This window comes from Paenibacillus melissococcoides, from assembly GCA_944800085.1.
GTDB classification, from domain to species: domain Bacteria; phylum Bacillota; class Bacilli; order Paenibacillales; family Paenibacillaceae; genus Paenibacillus_B; species Paenibacillus_B melissococcoides.
The window spans coordinates 1356674-1373579 of record CALYLO010000001.1; the positions used below are offsets into that span (position 1 = coordinate 1356674).

Below are 16906 nucleotides of genomic sequence, written 5' to 3' on the forward strand. Positions count from 1 at the left end.
GCCGTTGCAGGAACCCGTGTTCTCCATCCGCCCCTCCAGTTGAAAAGGAAGCCGCGCCCAATTAAACTAAAGAGATTGGCATTCCGGTAAGTTTATTTGGGGGAGGCCGGAGTTCTTTTGTTGCATCTGGAAGGAATTGAGAAAGCTTATTATCGCATGCCGGTCGTGAACGGGGCTGCCTTCACCGTGCATGCCCGGGAGGCCGTCGCCTTGATTGGGGCGAACGGATCCGGCAAGAGCACGCTGCTTCGCATCGCCGCAGGGCTGCTGATGCCAACGGCCGGAGAGGTGAAGATTATACTGGACGAGCCGCTGCCCGGTCTGGACGCCGATTCGCAGCGCGATCTGGCCGGCTGGCTGCAGGGATGGAGAAGGCAAGGGATGGCCCTGCTGTTCACCTGCCATGAACCGCTGCTGCTGGAAACGGTCGCCGATCGCATCCTGCTCCTGCAGCAGGGACGGATCGCCCGCGATCTCGGCGTGGAGGAGTGGCTGAGCCGCGGATGCGGATCGACTTCACGCTTCCGGACGGAGCGGAAGACGCGTTGGCGGCCTTGGACCGCCTCGGAACCGTGCAGGAGCATGGCGGCGCGCTCCGCATCCATGTCCCGCGCGAGGAGAGCGATGCGGCGCTGCGCGAAATTCTCGCTTCCCGCGGCTCGATCGCCTCGGTAATATCCTGAGATACCGACCGGGATCTGCTGGCCGAAGCGATGAAGGGAAGCCGGGAAGGGGGCGATCCGAGATGAGGGCGCTCATCGGCTTTTTGCTGCGCAATTATACGCGGTCGCACCGTTATTTTCCGCCCTTCGCCGCCTGTCTGTTCGCCGTGATGATGATTTATTCGGTGAAGCCGAACCCGGTGATGGAGACGTACGGGAACACCGGAATTTTCATATATGTAATTGCCGCTTGGGTAGCTTATCAGTTATTCGTGGGAGAGAACCAGGTTCAGGAGCAGCTTTCGATCTTGCATCTGGGAAGCTTTGTCCGGTATCAATGGGGCAAAATCATCGCCTGCCTGCTGATGATGACAGGACTCAGCCTGTTCACCGTTCTGTATCCGATTGTGCTCGACAAGTTCAATGAACCGGTCGGACTGCCGCGGTTCTTGGCGAGACGCTGATATTGTTCCATTCCGCGTGCGGATCCTCGATATGAAGGATGAGCGCCTCGTCCGCGTCCTGCCACTGGAACGGATAGCGGGCAAGGAACGCCTCGGCGTCCACGATGCGCCCCATCACAAGCGGCGTCGCATCTCTCGTAATGCGCGGGTTGCGCAGGGCGAAATTCAACGGCTCGTCCGGAGCGGCCCACAGATCCACCTGCTCCACCATCGAATCATGCTGGCAGATGAAGTTCCACAGCCCGATGCGGGCTTGCCGTTCAGCGGAACGAATTCCTTCACCTTTATGCGCGATTCCTTCACTTCATCCAGCATATAGCCTTGCGGCTTCTTCCCTTCGTCATAATAGACGGCGGCGAACATATTCCCGTACACGGCCTGGAGCCACCGGTCGGCGGTCCGCTTCAGCATGCCCGCATGCCGCCGGGCAAATTGATCGTACACCTGCTCCAGCTCGGCGGAATGGTTCGCTTTCGTGTAGCGGCGGATGATGCCGTTGGGCGCGGGCTGCAGCGGAACGAGATCGGATTTGGCATAGGCGCTGCGGCAGTAATCGGTGATCAGTCCCCAGCCATATTTGCGGTAAAAGGACACGGAGAACGGATGCAGCATTGACACCGTCTGCCCATCCTCCTTCATGACGGCAAGCAGATGAGTCAGCATGGAAGGAATGCAAGCGCGAAGCAAGCGTGTTCGGCATTCTTCTTGCACGGCAAAAAAAGGAGCCTCTCCGAAACGGTTCGGGGGAGGCTCCACTGTTCATCTTGTTGGAATCAGGCTTGCTTCGACATCGAGTACGGAAGCGCCGCCTCCTCGTAGTTGTCTTCGCCAGGCGCATCGGTCATGTCGAAGGAGAGCGTGCCGCCGGCCTTGACCTGGTCGTGCGTCACATACAGCTTCTCGACCGCAGCCCCGTTCAGCCGGACGCTGGCCACGTATTTGTTCGCGTCCGAGTTGTTCCCGGCCTCGATGACGAGCCGCGTGCCGTCTTCGAGATGAACGGTCATCCGCGGGAACAGCGGCGTGCCGAGCACATATTCCGGCACCCCCGGGCTGAGCGGATAGAAGCCCATCGCGCCGAAGACATACCAGCCGGACAAGCTGCCGTTGTCCTCGTCGCCGGGAAGTCCGTCCGGGCGGGCGCTGAACAGCTCATCCATCGTCTTGCGCACCCAATGCTGCGTCAAGGACGGATAGCCGAGCGCGGCATAGATGTACGGGAAGTGGAAGCTAGGCTGATTGCTGATGGCGAACTGGCCGAAATCGATCGCCGCCATCTCCGACATCTCGTGAATCTCGAAGCCATAGGAGCCGACCTTGAACTCCGGCTTGGCCGCGAACAGCGCATCGAGCTGGCGCTTGCACGCTTCACGTCCGCCCATCAGATCGGCCAGACCGCGCAGATCGTGCTGGACGGCCCAACTGTTCTGGTAAGCGCCGCCCTCGGTATACGGTCCGCCCCACATGGTCGGATCGAACGGCTCCAGCCAACTGCCGTCCTGAAGCTTGCCGCGCATGAAGCCGACGGACGGATCGAACAGGTGCGCATAGTTCTTCGCGCGCTCCATGAGCTGCGCGTATTCCTCTTCGCGGCCAAGATGCTTCGCGATCTGGGCGATGCAGAAGTCGCCGTAGACGTAATCGAGCGTATTGCACACGCTCTCGTGCGTATGGATGTCGGCAGGCATATAGTTGTATTTCAAATATTCGCCCATGCCTTTGCGTCCGTAGCGGTTGTCGCTCGACACGGTCATCGCATGCTTCAGCAAGCCCTCGAACGCGGTCTCGACGTCGAAGCCGGTATTGCCCTTGACGACGGCATCGGCGAAGGAGACGTCGATGAGCGTGCCCGGCATCATGCTCCGCTCGCCGGGAGAAGCCCACTTCGGCATCCAGCCGGCTTCCTTGTAGGCATTGACCCAGCCCTGCATCATCTCGTTCACGAACGAAGGATAGAGCAGGTTGTAGAGCGGGAACGAGGTGCGGTACGTATCCCAGAAGCCGATGTCCGCGTAAAGCGGCCCTTCTTCGATCTTGCCGTTATACGGGCTGTAATGAATCTGCTTCCCCTTCACGTCATATTCATGGATCGCGTGCGGATACAAGCTGGTCCGGTACAGGCAGGTATAGAACGTATCGAGGCGTTCCGCGTCTTCGCTCTCGACTTCAATGACGCGAAGCTGCTTCTCCCATGTCTCGGTCGCCAGGCTTCTGACCTCGTCGAAGGAGCGGCTGCCGATCTCCCGCTCCAGGTTGATCCGCGCCTGTTCCTCGCTAATGAACGAGGTGCTGACGCGGACATGAACGGTTCCGTGCTCGGGAACGCCGAGTCCGACATACGCGCCGATGCGCTCGCCCGCCGCGGACAGGCTGCCGATCGGCTTGTATTCCTGATCCGACAAGCCGCTGGCATCGGCCAGGACCGGACAATCGAACGTCATGACGAAGTGCATGCGGTAGTTGTCCGGCGTGCCGCCGGCCTTGGCCGTCGTATAGCCGCTCAGCGTTCGCTTCTCCGGATCGATCTTCATCGACGCTTCGCCAGGGAACGTCGACAGGATGAAGCGCGCGCCGTCCCGGCGGTCGAACGTCAGGCGGATGCTGGCGCAGCGCGCGGTCGGGGCCAGTTCCATGGTCGTCTCGTAGCGGAGCAGGCGAACCTTGAAGTAGTCCGGCTTCACGACCATGTCCTGGCGGCGGAACGAGGAAGAGCGCTCCGGCGCCCATACTTTGAGCGGACCGGTCTGCGGCATCATTGTCATATGGCCGTAGTCGCCGATCCAAGGGCTTGGCTGGTGAGTAAGCCGGATCCCTTCCAGCCGGTTATGATGCGGGCTGAAGTACCAGCCGCCTGCGGCTTCATTGGTTTGCGGGCTCCAGGCGTTCATGCCCCAGGGCATCGAGACGAGCGGCAGCGTATTTCCGTTCGAATAAGGGTAGACCGAGTCCGTCCCTTGCAGCGGATGGACATGCTTGAGTAAGCTCATGTATGTTCGCTCCTTCGGAATGAATGTTATATTGAATATGGCTATCATAATTATTGTAGAGCGAAATGTTATAAATCACCTATCAATTTTTTATAACATCTCTCATTTTTAATGATAAAATGGGCGTAATGAGATCTTCGCAAACATTCGGGTGAAAAGAGGGATCGGGATGTTCCCGGATAATCTGCATGGCGACGAGGAGATTCATGGCGAATTTCCGTTCACGTTGAAGATACATCGGCTGAAGGGCACCGTGCCGGCCCATGTCCATCATTTTATTGAGTATACGTATGCCATCCGGGGGAGAGGAACGGAACGGATCAATGGCGTCGAGAAGGAGCTGGCTCCCGGGACCTTCACTTTACTGTTTCCCCATCAGGTGCATGAAATAGACATTCCGCCCGGGGAAGAGCTCGTTCTCTATGTCGGCGCGATCGGGCTGAAGGCGTTTTTCGGGGCGGGGGATTCATTCCTGACCTTGCACCGCCTGTTGAAGGATGCGGAGAACGATGACAATTCGACCTACAAGCTGGACGACTACACCGCAGGCGAGATGCTGCCGCTGCTGCATCAGATGTATGACGAGATCCGGGAGGAGAAGCCGTGGAGCCGCACCATGTTCCTGGCGAAGCTGACCCAGCTCTTCGTCCTGTTCGAGCGCTACCGCCTGGAGCGGTTGGAGCGCTGTCAGGAGGGCCATTCGGGCATGCAGCGCCGGGGAATGTGGGAAGTGATTCATTATGTATATCAAAATTTCAAGGAAGACATCACCTTGGAAATGCTGGCCGAGCGCTTCAGCTACAGCGTGCCGTATATTAGCGCAGCCTTCAAGCAGGCTGTCGGCGAAAATTATTATTCCTTTCTGGAGCGGAACCGGACCGCCCATGCCTGCAATCTGCTGATCGGCACTGACATGAAGATTACCGATGTCGCGTATGAGGCCGGCTTCAAATCATATCCGACCTTCGTGCGCGTCTTCCAGGCCCGGATGGGCATGTCACCGACCGCCTACCGCAAGCGCGAATATATCGCGCTGACATGACGGGACGCCGGATAAGACGGAATCTGGACCGCTCGAATGTAGGAGGATGCGGCATTTTATCGGCTTGCCTGCCATATCTCCGGCCATGAGAGTCACACCGCAAATCAATGCCTGCATCGCTGGCATCAAACCAGGCGTTGCAGGCTTTGCTGTCGGCAGGGTTAAGAAGCTTGACTGGCGCGGTTTTGGATTACCCTTTTGATCGCGTCAATGACCAATTCCAGCTCGTCATGCATGACCATATGGCCGCTTCTCTCCGCCACAATCAGTTCGCTATCGCTTGAGAGCTGCAGCATGTCCCGCTGCTGCGCTTGCCAAATGTCTTCCAGCTGCCTGATCGCTTCGGCCGACATCCCGAATGCGCCGACATCGACAAGCTTTCCGGGCGGGGCATAATTTTTTTGGGCTTGTTGGGCGGCTGCATATTCATATACAAATTCGCCAGCGATCAGAAGTACCGCGCAAGACATAAAAGCGAGCAGTATCTTCGCCCATGTTCTCTTTTTTTTATTGCTGACTCGTATAATGGGTTGATTCATGTCGCGACAATTCCTCCAATAATTGTTCCAATATTAACCAATGGACTAATGGCTTGTATGTCACTGGACTTAAGTCCAGTGAGCAAGGAGAGGCATGTCTGTACGGAAAAGAGTTTGTCATACTAAGCGTTAAGTCGCGATCCGCGATCATTGAGGTGATCAAATTGGATATCAAGCAAGACCCGCTCCATGAATTTCTTGCTGCCGTCATCAGCGGCAATGAGGAACAGGCCCGGGCGATCCTGGCGGCCCATCAAGAGCTTCCCAAATCAAGCCCCCATTATAATGAAAGATTCGCGCAGTCTGCCAAGCTGCTGCTTGATTTCGGCGCCAATGCCGACGCGTTCATCGCGGCGAAGGATGATCCCTGCGACGCAAGCTGAGCGCCTTGTGCGGCGCGGCGGGAGCAGCCGGGAATGCGGCGGTGGCGCAAGTGCTGCTCGAAGCCGGGGCTGACCCGAATGACGGCGAGTCGCTGTATCATGCGGCTGAATCGCCCGAATTTGAATGTCTGGATTTGCTATATCGGTATGGAGCGGACGTGAACGCGACGCCTGCCTTGTTCCGGAAGCTCGACGGTACGCCGCTTCATTGGGCTGTCGTGCGGGGGCGGTCGCCTTTCATTGTCGAGCTGCTGCTGAAGCATGGGGCACCGGTCAATGCGAGAAGGGGCGATGGGAAAACGGCATATATGCTGGCCGTTCGTTACGGGCAGCGGGAGCTTACAGACACGCTGGAGCGGCATGGGGCCTGATCATACCGACTGTCTTTTTGGACGGTACGCCGCCGCCGACAAGCAAGCCGTGCTGGAGATGCTCAACCATGAACCGTCTCTGCTTACGTCTCTGTCCGATGATGACAGGCGAATGCTCCTGGAATTTGCCGAGTTCGATAAGGCCGAAGCGGTGAAGCTGATGCTGGAGACCGGCTTCGATAGCTCGATACAGAGAGAAGAGGGAACGGCGCTGCATATCGCCGGGATGGCATGGACATATCGACAAATCTCCAAGCGTTCCAGACTGTCGACAAAGTCCTGTCGATAGTCTTTTTTCTTAGGAAGGGCGGGGGTTAGGGCAAATTGGTCCGCGCATGAAAATGCTGCACAGGCGCAGCATTTTTAACCTCAACCGGCTAAATTCAGAGAAAATCCTGCAAAATTACATTATTTCACCATTTTGAATGCTATTTATCCCTTGCCGTAGGGTAATTGCTGTATTTTTGCAGCAATCCTATTTTCGCATCCTCGTCTCACTGAAATTGCTGCATTCTTGCAGTATTGGCGGAGCAGGTGACTGGAGTGGCGGGAGTTACTGCAGCTTTAGTGGAATGGATAACCGGAGTTGTTCTTCTTAAGATAGCGCTTATGCAATGCCTTTTCGGGATTCGCTCCATGCGCCAGACCATGAAGGAAATTGAAACCAATGCCGCGTACCGTTGGTTTATTGGATATGACTTCAGTTAACCCATCTCTCATTTCTCCACGCTGGGTAAGAATAATGTGCGCCGTTTTCGGGAAACGGGAGTATTTGAAGCTATCTTTGATCGCATCTTCGAAGAAGCTGCTCGCCATGGTTTCCTTGAACCTGACGTACTGCTCTTTATTGACGCGATACATGTGAAAGCCAGCGCCAACAAAAACAAATATGTAAAAGAAATCGTTCACGAGCAAAGCCGAAAGTACCAGGAGCAGTTGGATAAAGAGATCAATAAAGATCGAATTGCGCACGGAAAGAAACCCTTCGAAAAAAAAGTCCGCAGCGACGCAGTCGACATGTTTGGGCTGAATATGTTGAAGAGGCGAACCACCTTCGCCATACGGAAGAAAATAAACGGATTTATGCGCAGAGGAGAGAAACAATACGAGTTTTTACTGATTTATAGGAGAAGCATGGGATGCGGTGGACACCTTACGAGGGTTAATATAGTTCCTTATAGTCATGCCATTGGTCTTCATATCTCCAGATTTATTATAATATGAAACTAAGTTCGGGAGTAATACCATCGAGTGAATTCTTGTATCCTTCAGCCCCGCTATTCAAAGGAAGCGATGATATCACGATATATTGGTAGGACGAACCGGTTGAAGCAGGTGCTGCATTGCACGCTCGCGCCTGTCGAAGAGCAATATATTCAATGCGCCGGCTCGGCATCGGCATTGACCGTGGAATACCGCATTCCCGATGAAGCGGGATTTCGGCATTTTGCGGCGGGAATGAAGGCGGAAAACTTGCTAAGACCCGATGCAGAGATTACATATAGCGGCGGCACCATTTATGTGAAAGACAATGAAGTTCTGAATGCCGGGCAAGCGAGCGAACTATTTCAATACTTTATTCAAAATAAGCAAATTCCGCTGCAATATACCGCACGGGAAATAACCAATATGTTCTGGAGTCAACCCTATGATGAGGCATATATAAATCTATAAGTGAGGAAGCGATGGAGAAGCATGTATGAGTTGATGGACGGCGACCGTTGGCTCGAAATGGACGATGAAGAACGGGCGTACGCGGAGGAAAAACGGCGTTGGCAAGAGCTTGCCCTGCGGTTGAAGGAAAGGCTGCGGGAATCGGGTGAAGGGGAGAGGCGTGCATGACCATCGCTTCCTAACGCAGGTGCGGAAGAGCTGGTTTCCTGGTCGGCCTCTGTCTAGCCCATCGATGGAATCAAGACGAGGCGGACGGATCGCCTCCCGGCGAAGTATGGAGCTCCTGGCTTCCATTGCTTCATTAATTCGGGGCGCGCTGACGGTTTCCAGCACACGGAGGAGCGGATGCCGATTGGATGGTATCCGGCTCTCCCGCTTGAACCTCGCCGGATCGTGTTACATAAACTTATATTTCCGCATCCATTGATCCAGAAGTTTGATGAACTCCGGTTCGATCGGATCGGCGATCGATTTTTTATACTCTTTTACCAACCCTAGCATCGTATGGGCCTTATCATACTTGCGCAATACATGATTCATCTGCGGCACGATATGCCATTCCGCCTCCCCCTTGACGGCTTCCGCCAACATTTTTGCGTGCTCCGGCGGAGCTTGAATGTCGTTCGAGCCCGTGATGGCCAAGAGGGGGCAGGACACTTCCTTCATATACTCCGCAAGGTTTAGAGCGGCATGTTCTTGAAACCATTTGGCGCTTAACTTTATACCTTTAAATTTGATTGTTGGCGTCGCGGAGGAAATCACCTTTTCCATAAAAGCGGCACTTTGCTTTCTGGTTTTCCCCGGCACATTAAACAGACGGAACCGCAAGCCCTTGATCCCTTTTGCGGTCTCCATTTCTTGCAGCGCCTGCGCCGACTGACGCGGCATGATGTCATGCACCAAATTTTCCAAGGCCCCGGCGATCAGGATCAGCCCCTGCACAGGTTGGCTCGCGTGTGTGACGGGAGCGATGAACGCTCCTTCGCTATGTCCCAGCAGGACGATTCGGTTCGGATCGACCTCCGGCCGGGACTGCAGGAAGCGAACGCAAGCTGTGCTGTCCTCCACCAGATCCCAGAACCCGGTTTCATAAAAATCGCCCCCGCTCGCATGGGTGCCGCGCTTATCGTAGCGCAGCGTTACCAGCCCCATTTTTCCCAATTCGTCCGCCAAGTCTTTATAAATATTCATGTCGAGGCCGCCGCCGTTGCCGTTTCGATCGCTTTCTCCCGTCCCGGAAATCAGTAAAGTCGCGGGGGCAGGTTGAACCGTGCCGCGCGGCACCGACAACGTTCCTGCCAAAGGATAAGCGCTGTCAATCGTTACTTCGATTTCATTACAATTTGCGTTCATGCGGTCTATTCTCCCTCACTTTTAGTTTCCGCTTCCGGAATGATGACGAACGAAATCGTTCGGCGCCGTCTCCCCGGCGCGGGGCCGTGCCGCATTGCTTTTTGCAATGCTTCCTGAAAAGGGGCCATCACTTCTTCGAATTCATCGTCATTCAAATAAAGGGAGCATTGGCGGTAACCGGCCCCGTCTTGGGCCATATTGCTATCAGGCTGTTCTATATATTTCGAAAAATCATGAATCAGACTGGATACGAACGTAGTGAAATACCGCAAATGGTCATCTTTTGTTACATTTTCAAGGTCGGCTTCTGTTATATTCACTCCTTCCTGGGACAAGGCGTATACTTTTTCCGTTACGCCGCGAACTTGGTATTGCTCGACGACAATCAGCACCTCTGCTTCGGCTAATTTATGGAGATGACGATAGAGCGTAGCCTGTGGAACTTCGGGCAGCAGCTCGTGCAATTGCGAGGCGGTGGCCCGTTGTTGACGCATGACATTCAGAATGAGCTTCATTCTTACCGGATGCAGGATCAAATCCGCTTTATTCTTTTTCATATGGATTACCGCCTATTATCAATTGTTATCATTATTGATTATATTCTCAATTATGATAATATAGTTCGTCTTTATGGATGTCAAGGTTCTAGTATCCTTGGGTTGATAAAGGAGGAGGCAAGCAATGGCGGCAGCTATTGATGAGATGAGCGGCATGCCGAACAGAGACTGGAAAAACAGTTGCAACTCCATTATGATCGAACGGTAAGCGAGTTCGGAGCCGTTACAAATGAGCAATTAGGACGAAAATGTAAGAAACAGGAGGGGCATATGCTTGGGCTTTGAGCTGGACAATCAGATGATTCGATTGCTGTGCGGCCGGTTCTCTTATGAGGACGGAGAAGTCTTGTTCCAATCGCACAAAGTGAGGCTAGCAAGGGAGCAAGAATCGGGTACGCCGCGTTACGAAGCATCGGTCGAAGAGGACGATCGCATCCTTCAGGTTTCCGTTGAGTTCCCGCATGATGAGGAGATGAAGGCCGTATGCACTTGTCCGGTCTTTCATCCCGAGGACCAATACTGCAAACATATTGCCGCGGCACTTATGGCTATTCTCCATGGCCCGCTTATGGACGAAGGGCCGGAGCAGGGACAGGACGGCAGGCAGGAAGGAGCGGAGGATGCGGGAGAGCGGATTTTGAAGCTGTTCGGGGAGAAGCCGCGCCGCCCCAGCGAAGCCCGCCCTCTCTTCGATGCCAGAGAGGCGCTTGATGTTGAATTTGGCTGCAAGCCCGTGCCTTGCAGGGATGAGAAGTACCGGTTCGGGCTAGAACTGAGAATCGGCCCGCAACGGTTGTACAAGGTCCAGCATGTGGAGGAATTGCTCCGGCGAATCGAGCACCGCCAAGCGTGCAAGGTGTCCCGATATTTTACGTACGACCCGGAGCTTCACAGCTTCCGTCAAGAAAATAACGCGATCCTCCAGCTTCTGATCCAGATGCTTGACAGTGACATGAGGTATACGGAGCCGGCGCATGCTTCCGAACGGCTGCTGCTGATTCATTCCTCCGTGTGGGAAGAGCTTCTCCCCCTGCTGGCCGCGGCTCCGGCGGTGAAGATGATCCAGGGCGGCAGCAGCTTCGACGGGATCGTGGTCGCGGACGGTCCGCTCCCGCTCGTTTTCGGGTTCGATCAGTCGCCGACGAAGGAGGAAGGGTATCAACTGGATATAGCAGGTCTGGAACGGGTAATTCCGATGACGGCATATGGGTGCGCGCTGTCCGAAGGGAAGCTGTGGAAGCTTCCGCAGGAGCAGCTCAAGCGTCTCGCCGATCTGCAGCGGATCGTCGAAGCAACCCGCAGCAGCCGGATTTCGATCAAGCCGGAGCAAGCGGAGCCATTTATGGAGAAGGCCGTCCCGGGCCTGATGAAGCTGGGCCAAGTCCGCATCAGCCAGTCCGTCTCCGAGCGGATGGTGCGGACGCCGCTTGTCGCCAAGCTGTACCTCGATCGGGTCAAGGATCGGCTCCTTGCCGGATTGGAGTTCCATTACGGCACGATCGTCATCAATCCGCTGGAGGGCAGAGATCAGACGGGCGGCGAGGGCCGGATTCTGCTCCGGGACGGAGAGAAGGAGCGGCGAATTCTGGAGCTGCTAGAGCGCAATTCCTTCGCGAAGACGGAGGGAGGTTTGTTTCTGGCCGATGAAGAGCAGGAGTTCGATTTCCTCCATCATGTGCTGCCTGAACTGGAGAAGCTTGTCCACGTATTCGCGACCACGGCGGTAAAGCTGAGGCTGCATCCCGGTCCTGTTCGCCCGGCCGTAAAGGTAGAGGTCGACGAGCGCACTGATTGGCTGGAGTTCAAATTCGAGATGGACGGGATTCCGGAATCGGAGATCCGCCGCATTATCCAGTCTCTCGAAGAAAAACGAAAATACCACCGGCTTCCCAACGGCGCGCTGCTGCCGCTCGATCGCGCCGAGCTCCAGGAAATCATCGCCTTCTTCAATGACATAGGGATACGGCAGGAGCATATCCAAGGGACAAGGCTCCGGCTGCCGGTTGCACGGGGGCTTCAATGGGTCGATACGGTGCACGCCGGAAAGGCGGTCCGTCTCGGCAAAGGGTTCCGCAAGCTGTTGGAGCATATGCGGAATCCCGACCATCTCGAATTCCCCATACCCGCTTCGCTCGCACCGATTTTGCGCGAATACCAGCAGTATGGGTTTCAATGGATGAAGACACTGGCCCATTATCGCTTCGGCGGCATATTGGCGGATGAGATGGGCTTGGGCAAGACGATCCAGAGCATTGCCTTCGTGCTCTCCGTGCTGCCGGAAATCCGGGAAGCCGGCATGCCGGCGCTGATCGTGTCTCCGGCTTCCCTCATGTACAACTGGCGCAATGAGATGAACCGATTCGCGCCCGAGCTTCGCGTCGCCATGGCGGACGGAAGCAAGGAGGAGAGAAGCCGGATTGTCCGCGATGCGTCCCGCACCGATGTCATCATCACCTCGTACCCGCTGTTGCGCCAGGATATCGGGCAGATGGCGGGAACGAGGTTCCATACGCTCATATTGGACGAGGCTCAGGCGTTCAAGAACTATGCCACCCTTACGGCCCAAGCCGTCAAGGCGATTCAGGCCCGGCATCGCTTCGCGCTGACGGGAACTCCTGTAGAGAACCGGTTGGAGGAGCTGTGGTCGATCTGCGACGTTATTTTTCCCGGCCTGTTCCCGGGGAGGCGCGAATTCAACGAACTGCCGCGGGAGACCGTGGCGCGGCGGGTGCGGCCCTTCCTGCTGCGCCGCATGAAGTCGGATGTGCTGAAGGAACTGCCGGAGAAGATCGAATCGCTGCAAGCGTCGCAGCTCCTGCCGGAGCAGAAGAAGCTCTATGTGGCTTATCTCGCCGAGCTGCGGCAGGAGACGGTGAAGCATCTGCGCACAGGCGGCTTCCGGAAGAACCGGATTAAAATATTGGCGGGCTTGACCCGGCTGCGCCAGATCTGCTGCCATCCCGCCTTGTTCGTCGAAGGCTATGCCGGCAGCTCGGCGAAGTTCGAACAATTGCTGGACATGATCGCGGAGTGCCGGAGCACGGGCAGGCGCATGCTCGTCTTTTCCCAATTCACGGAGATGCTCGGCCTGATCGCGCGCGAACTGGGCAAGCAAGGCGTACCGTACTTCTACCTGGACGGCCAGACGCCTGCCCGCGAACGAGTAGAGCTATGCGGCCGGTTCAATCGGGGGGAGCGGGACCTGTTCCTTCTCTCGCTGAAGGCGGGAGGAACGGGATTGAACTTGACCGGAGCGGACACGATTATTCTGTACGATCTGTGGTGGAATCCGGCGGTGGAGCAGCAAGCGGCCGATCGGGCCCACCGGATAGGGCAGAAGAACGTCGTTCAAGTCATCCGTCTCGTGACGCAAGGCACGATTGAAGAGAAGATGCATGAGCTCCAGCAGAAAAAAATGAACTTGATTCAAGAAGTGCTTGAACCGGCTCAGGAAGGATTATCCGCCATCACGGAAGAGGAAATCCGGGAGCTGCTGATGATCTAATGGAGCGATCGGACCAGAAAGGAGGCTGCGGTCCATGAGCCCCGGGAACCGCATCCAAAACCATTCTCCGCCATCGCGGATACACCCGCTCTATCCAGCGATGTGATCGGCTGGACGGCAATCAAGCTGTCGAAGCGGGAGGCGATCTCCCCGATAATCGCGTACGGCGCGTCGTTGTTTCGAACCATCTCATTGCGATCCATTATGCGACGGGGAACGTGAAGCTGCCGCGTTATCCGGGCCGCAGAGGGACGGCGAATTCACCCGTATAGAATAAATCGGCTATTGAATTCCAGATGAATCCTGCGATACAATAGAGGCAATATAATGAGAGGGTGAGCAGAAGCCAATGATCTACTAATCCTATCCGCCGCAGAAGGAAGAATGCGAAGTGCTATGGATAGGATCGGTCTGGGCTTTTGCCTCCATACGGGACGAGAACGGCTCTGCTTAGGAAGCGGAGCTTTGTCTTGGCGCATGCATGCCAGCCTCCTATCCTTGATTGGATAAGGAGGTTTTTTCATGCGGACCTCCTCATTCCGGCGCATGATCAAGTCGAATCGCTGAAAGGATGATATGAATATGACAGGACCGAATCCGCAAGCCAAGTATCCGATCCCCGGAAATAACAACGTGCAGTTCATCCGCAACGTCATCACGATGCCCAACATCGAGGCAGGGGAGTATTCATACTATGATGCCATGAACGGAGAATCGTTCGAGGAGCAAGTGCTGTATCATTATGAAGCGATCGGGACCAAGCTGATCATCGGAAAATTTTGCTCTCGAAGCGGCAGGCGCAGCGGGATATCGAGTATCTGGAAGTCTCGCCCCGCGCTCCGCTGCTGTATGTGGCCAAGCACCGGGGCTATATCTATGAGGATAAGGCGTATATGCTGCCGCTGCTGTACATCACGGAAGAAGAACAGGACGTGTTGAGATTCCTCGCTCATCGGTACCGTCAATATAACTATGAGAACGCGGCTGTCGTGCAGCGGATTGCCCATGTGCTGGAGCGGTTCGCCGGGCCGCCGGAGGAGGCGGGGGAGCATCGTCTGCCGATCTTCGCCGCTCACCCTCTGCGGATGCAGCATTGGCAGCTGCTGTCCCATGCGATTCGGGAGCGCCGCATTGTTCAGATCCGTTACCGTGAAGGCGGCCAAGAAGCGGAGCTGCCGATTCGGCCGCTTCATTTTACTGCATATTACATTTCGGAACTATATTACGGCTTATTGTGAACGGTCATGCAGAAAGCGCGCCTTCCGGCAGGACGGCATTCTCCATGTGCAGATAACGGGAGAGACATTCGATCTGGACGAGATAGACCGCACGGATTGGGATGACGCGCCGATTCCGCAGAGAAAGCCCTATTTGGCCCGAATGGAGATGAGACATCCGCTTCATGGGGAGTCGTGGCACCGGTTACCCGTTTCGCTCCATTCATGATCTGATTTACGATGTCGAGTTCTATGCTCCCGCTTTCTTCATGCAGCATCTGCTCATTGCGGAGTGGGAGCGGCTGCTGTCCCCGAACTGGCTGCAGGCGAAGCTGCGGGACCGATGCATGCGCATCGCCGCCCGGTTGGAGAAGCGACGATGGAGAAGGCACTGGAGGCGAAGATGCCTAGCCGGGCCGCGGCCAGGCCGGATCGGGCTTCCGCCGCAGCCTGCATCCGCGGGCTTCGATTCGGAGGCGCCGAGCTTCGTCAGTTGGCCCGGCGTGATTCATTATTTGCCGCGGGACGACGCCTTCGCGACGCTGCGCATGCTTGCCGATATCTGTCCCGCCGGAAGCGAGATCGTCTTCGACTATTGGGACACGGAGGCGTTCCATCCGGATCGGGCCGCCTTTCGGGTCAAATGGATGCAGGAGATGCTCCGTTATGCCGGGGAGCCGATGCTGACCGGGCTGGCTCCGTCTGCCATCGCCGGGCAACTGCGTGAATCCGGCTTGCACTTGCGGGAGCAGCTGTCTCCGGAGGCGATACAGGAGCGGTTTTTCATGAACCGGTCGGACGGCTATATGCATACGAACACGCTTATTTCGTCCGTGCTTCGGTCTTATAGTTCTACAATGGAAAGCCCCCATTTTTTCTCCGTTCCAGGGGAATAGATGGGGGCTGATTTGCGTACTATTTTCGGACAGGGATCAAAAAAACTTCCCGCCCGCGACGAGAAGCTGCAGTTGCAATTAGCACAAGACAGAAAATAGAGAATGCCAGAAATTGAAAAGCATTCACTTCTTCAATTATGTATTGAAACTGTCACGAAAGTATGATAAACTATCCGTTGCCAATTGTTTATGTGCACATTTATTTTTGATCTTAGCACATTCGGCATATTGTGTCAAGAATAATATAGACATTCCAGCTAGCGGGTTACAGGGGGGATTGGATGCTTACGAACGATCAACAGGAATACGACCTGATGCTGCCACCCGGGATCAAACTCGATGACCCTGTGCGCATGTACTTAAAAGAGATAGGGCGCGTACCGCTGCTGACCGCAGAGGAAGAGATCGAATTGGCCAAGCGGGTCGTCCAGGGAGATACCGAGGCGAAGCAGAGACTCGCGGAGGCGAATCTCCGTCTAGTCGTCAGTATTGCAAGACGGTATATCGGGCGCGGCATGATGCTGCTCGATCTGATTCAAGAGGGCAATATGGGCTTGATGCGGGCCGTAGACAAGTTCGACTACACGAAGGGCTACAAGTTCAGCACCTATGCGACATGGTGGATTCGGCAGGCGATAACGCGATCGATTGCGGATCAGGCGCGGACGATTCGGGTTCCGGTTCATATGGTAGAGACGATCAACAAGCTCAACCGGATCTCGAAGGAACTGCTGCAGGAGTTCGGGCGGGAGCCGACGCCGGAAGAGATCGCGGTTAAGATGGAGATTACGCCGGAAAAAGTGCGGGAGATTATGAAGATCGGCCAGGAGCCGGTCTCGATAGAAACTCCTGTCGGCGACGAGAACGACTCCAGCCTGGGAGATTTCATCGAGGATCAGGAGGCGCTGGCGCCTGCGGATGCCGCGGCTTACGAGCTGTTGAAGGTCCAACTGGAGGATGTGCTCGACACGCTGACCGAGCGGGAGCAGAACGTGCTGCGTCTCCGCTTCGGCCTGGATGACGGCCGCACCCGGACGCTTGAAGAGGTAGGCCACGAATTCGGGGTGACCCGCGAGCGAATCCGGCAGATCGAGGCAAAGGCGCTGCGCAAATTAAGACATCCGAGCCGCAGCAAGCGGTTGAAGGATTTTCTCGAATAAGCGGGCCGCATTGCCGCCATCATGCACTTATAAGATATGATATGATATGCTGCCGAGGGGCACGCGTTCGCTGCGCGTGCCCCTTTTGCGTCGGTG

19 protein-coding genes and 2 pseudogenes are annotated in these 16906 nt (G+C 55.7%); 14 read left to right on the forward strand and 7 right to left on the reverse strand.

The features are described from left to right. Positions 1-117 precede the first annotated feature (117 nt). Together OCY70_RS06225 and OCY70_RS06230 are read left to right on the forward strand one after the other, a co-directional pair. Complete coding sequence (locus OCY70_RS06225; protein WP_213429115.1) at positions 118-675, forward strand: ATP-binding cassette domain-containing protein; 558 nt, start codon at positions 118-120, stop codon at positions 673-675. 70 nt (positions 676-745) lie between these two features. Then, positions 746-1126, forward strand: a complete 381-nt coding sequence (locus tag OCY70_RS06230) for a hypothetical protein (RefSeq protein WP_213429116.1) — start codon at positions 746-748, stop codon at positions 1124-1126. On the opposite strand, the gene OCY70_RS06235 is transcribed toward OCY70_RS06230, so the two are convergent. From OCY70_RS06235 to OCY70_RS06245, 3 genes are all read right to left on the reverse strand, one after another. Continuing rightward, a complete protein-coding gene (locus tag OCY70_RS06235; protein ID WP_213429117.1) occupies positions 1083-1337 on the reverse strand; it encodes a sterol carrier protein domain-containing protein in 255 nt (84 codons plus the stop codon). The two genes, OCY70_RS06230 and OCY70_RS06235, sit on opposite strands and share 44 nt — an antisense overlap. Further along, the gene (locus OCY70_RS06240) at positions 1292-1789 is read right to left on the reverse strand and encodes a GNAT family N-acetyltransferase (RefSeq protein WP_390955133.1); all 498 of its coding nucleotides are present in this window, start codon (positions 1787-1789) and stop codon (positions 1292-1294) included. The genes OCY70_RS06235 and OCY70_RS06240 overlap by 46 nt, the downstream gene beginning before the upstream one ends. 110 nt (positions 1790-1899) lie before the next feature. Next, the gene (locus OCY70_RS06245) at positions 1900-4113 is read right to left on the reverse strand and encodes a GH92 family glycosyl hydrolase (RefSeq protein WP_249725297.1); all 2214 of its coding nucleotides are present in this window, start codon (positions 4111-4113) and stop codon (positions 1900-1902) included. A 169-nt stretch (positions 4114-4282) separates the two neighbouring features. Between OCY70_RS06245 and OCY70_RS06250 the strand changes: the two genes are divergently transcribed. After that, positions 4283-5155 (forward strand): AraC family transcriptional regulator, encoded by an 873-nt coding sequence (locus OCY70_RS06250; RefSeq protein ID WP_261944698.1) that lies wholly within the window; start codon positions 4283-4285, stop codon positions 5153-5155. A gap of 161 nt (positions 5156-5316) precedes the next feature. Here OCY70_RS06250 and OCY70_RS06255 read toward each other — a convergent pair whose 3' ends face one another. After that, positions 5317-5694, reverse strand: a complete 378-nt coding sequence (locus OCY70_RS06255; RefSeq protein WP_213429121.1) for a hypothetical protein — start codon at positions 5692-5694, stop codon at positions 5317-5319. Positions 5695-5858: 164 nt separating this feature from the next. Between OCY70_RS06255 and OCY70_RS06260 the strand changes: the two genes are divergently transcribed. The 6 genes and pseudogenes from OCY70_RS06260 to OCY70_RS06285 all read left to right on the forward strand — a co-directional run bounded on the left by OCY70_RS06260 (position 5859) and on the right by OCY70_RS06285 (position 8290). Beyond that, positions 5859-6077 carry a hypothetical protein gene (locus OCY70_RS06260; protein WP_213429122.1) on the forward strand — a complete coding sequence of 73 codons (219 nt, stop codon included), beginning with the start codon at positions 5859-5861 and terminating at the stop codon, positions 6075-6077. Positions 6078-6118: 41 nt separating this feature from the next. Further along, positions 6119-6448, forward strand: coding sequence for an ankyrin repeat domain-containing protein (locus tag OCY70_RS06265; RefSeq protein WP_213429123.1), 330 nt, complete (start codon positions 6119-6121; stop codon positions 6446-6448). Further along, complete coding sequence (locus tag OCY70_RS06270) at positions 6438-6737, forward strand: hypothetical protein (RefSeq protein ID WP_213429124.1); 300 nt, start codon at positions 6438-6440, stop codon at positions 6735-6737. The genes OCY70_RS06265 and OCY70_RS06270 overlap by 11 nt, the downstream gene beginning before the upstream one ends. A gap of 296 nt (positions 6738-7033) precedes the next feature. Further along, positions 7034-7432, forward strand: a pseudogene (locus OCY70_RS06275) (transposase); the annotation flags it as partial. 267 nt (positions 7433-7699) lie between these two features. Continuing rightward, entirely contained in the window at positions 7700-8122 is a 423-nt protein-coding gene (locus OCY70_RS06280; protein ID WP_213429127.1) for a hypothetical protein, read from the forward strand. A gap of 21 nt (positions 8123-8143) precedes the next feature. After that, entirely contained in the window at positions 8144-8290 is a 147-nt protein-coding gene (locus OCY70_RS06285; protein ID WP_213429128.1) for a hypothetical protein, read from the forward strand. A 228-nt stretch (positions 8291-8518) separates the two neighbouring features. Here the strand turns inward: OCY70_RS06285 and OCY70_RS06290 are convergent, their stop codons facing one another. Both OCY70_RS06290 and OCY70_RS06295 read right to left on the reverse strand, forming a co-directional pair. Next, positions 8519-9406, reverse strand: coding sequence for an alpha/beta hydrolase (locus tag OCY70_RS06290; RefSeq protein WP_261944696.1), 888 nt, complete (start codon positions 9404-9406; stop codon positions 8519-8521). A 74-nt stretch (positions 9407-9480) separates the two neighbouring features. After that, entirely contained in the window at positions 9481-10032 is a 552-nt protein-coding gene (locus tag OCY70_RS06295; protein WP_213429130.1) for a helix-turn-helix domain-containing protein, read from the reverse strand. Positions 10033-10306: 274 nt separating this feature from the next. Between OCY70_RS06295 and OCY70_RS06300 the strand changes: the two genes are divergently transcribed. After that, positions 10307-13537 carry a DEAD/DEAH box helicase gene (locus tag OCY70_RS06300; protein ID WP_261944695.1) on the forward strand — a complete coding sequence of 1077 codons (3231 nt, stop codon included), beginning with the start codon at positions 10307-10309 and terminating at the stop codon, positions 13535-13537. On the opposite strand, the gene OCY70_RS06305 is transcribed toward OCY70_RS06300, so the two are convergent. Further along, positions 13534-13725 (reverse strand): hypothetical protein, encoded by a 192-nt coding sequence (locus OCY70_RS06305; protein ID WP_213429132.1) that lies wholly within the window; start codon positions 13723-13725, stop codon positions 13534-13536. The two genes, OCY70_RS06300 and OCY70_RS06305, sit on opposite strands and share 4 nt — an antisense overlap. Before the next feature lie 388 nt (positions 13726-14113). On the opposite strand from OCY70_RS06305, the pseudogene OCY70_RS06310 reads away from it, so the two are divergent. The 4 genes and pseudogenes from OCY70_RS06310 to rpoD all read left to right on the forward strand — a co-directional run. Then, positions 14114-14323, forward strand: a pseudogene (locus OCY70_RS06310) (acetyltransferase); the annotation flags it as partial. Further along, entirely contained in the window at positions 14317-14775 is a 459-nt protein-coding gene (locus OCY70_RS06315) for a hypothetical protein (RefSeq protein WP_213429138.1), read from the forward strand. The pseudogene OCY70_RS06310 and the gene OCY70_RS06315, both read left to right, overlap by 7 nt. A gap of 164 nt (positions 14776-14939) precedes the next feature. Then, complete coding sequence (locus OCY70_RS06320) at positions 14940-15650, forward strand: class I SAM-dependent methyltransferase (protein ID WP_213429133.1); 711 nt, start codon at positions 14940-14942, stop codon at positions 15648-15650. A gap of 281 nt (positions 15651-15931) precedes the next feature. Continuing rightward, positions 15932-16810, forward strand: coding sequence for an RNA polymerase sigma factor RpoD (gene rpoD / locus OCY70_RS06325; protein WP_213429134.1), 879 nt, complete (start codon positions 15932-15934; stop codon positions 16808-16810). The last annotated feature ends 96 nt before the right edge of the window (positions 16811-16906 follow it).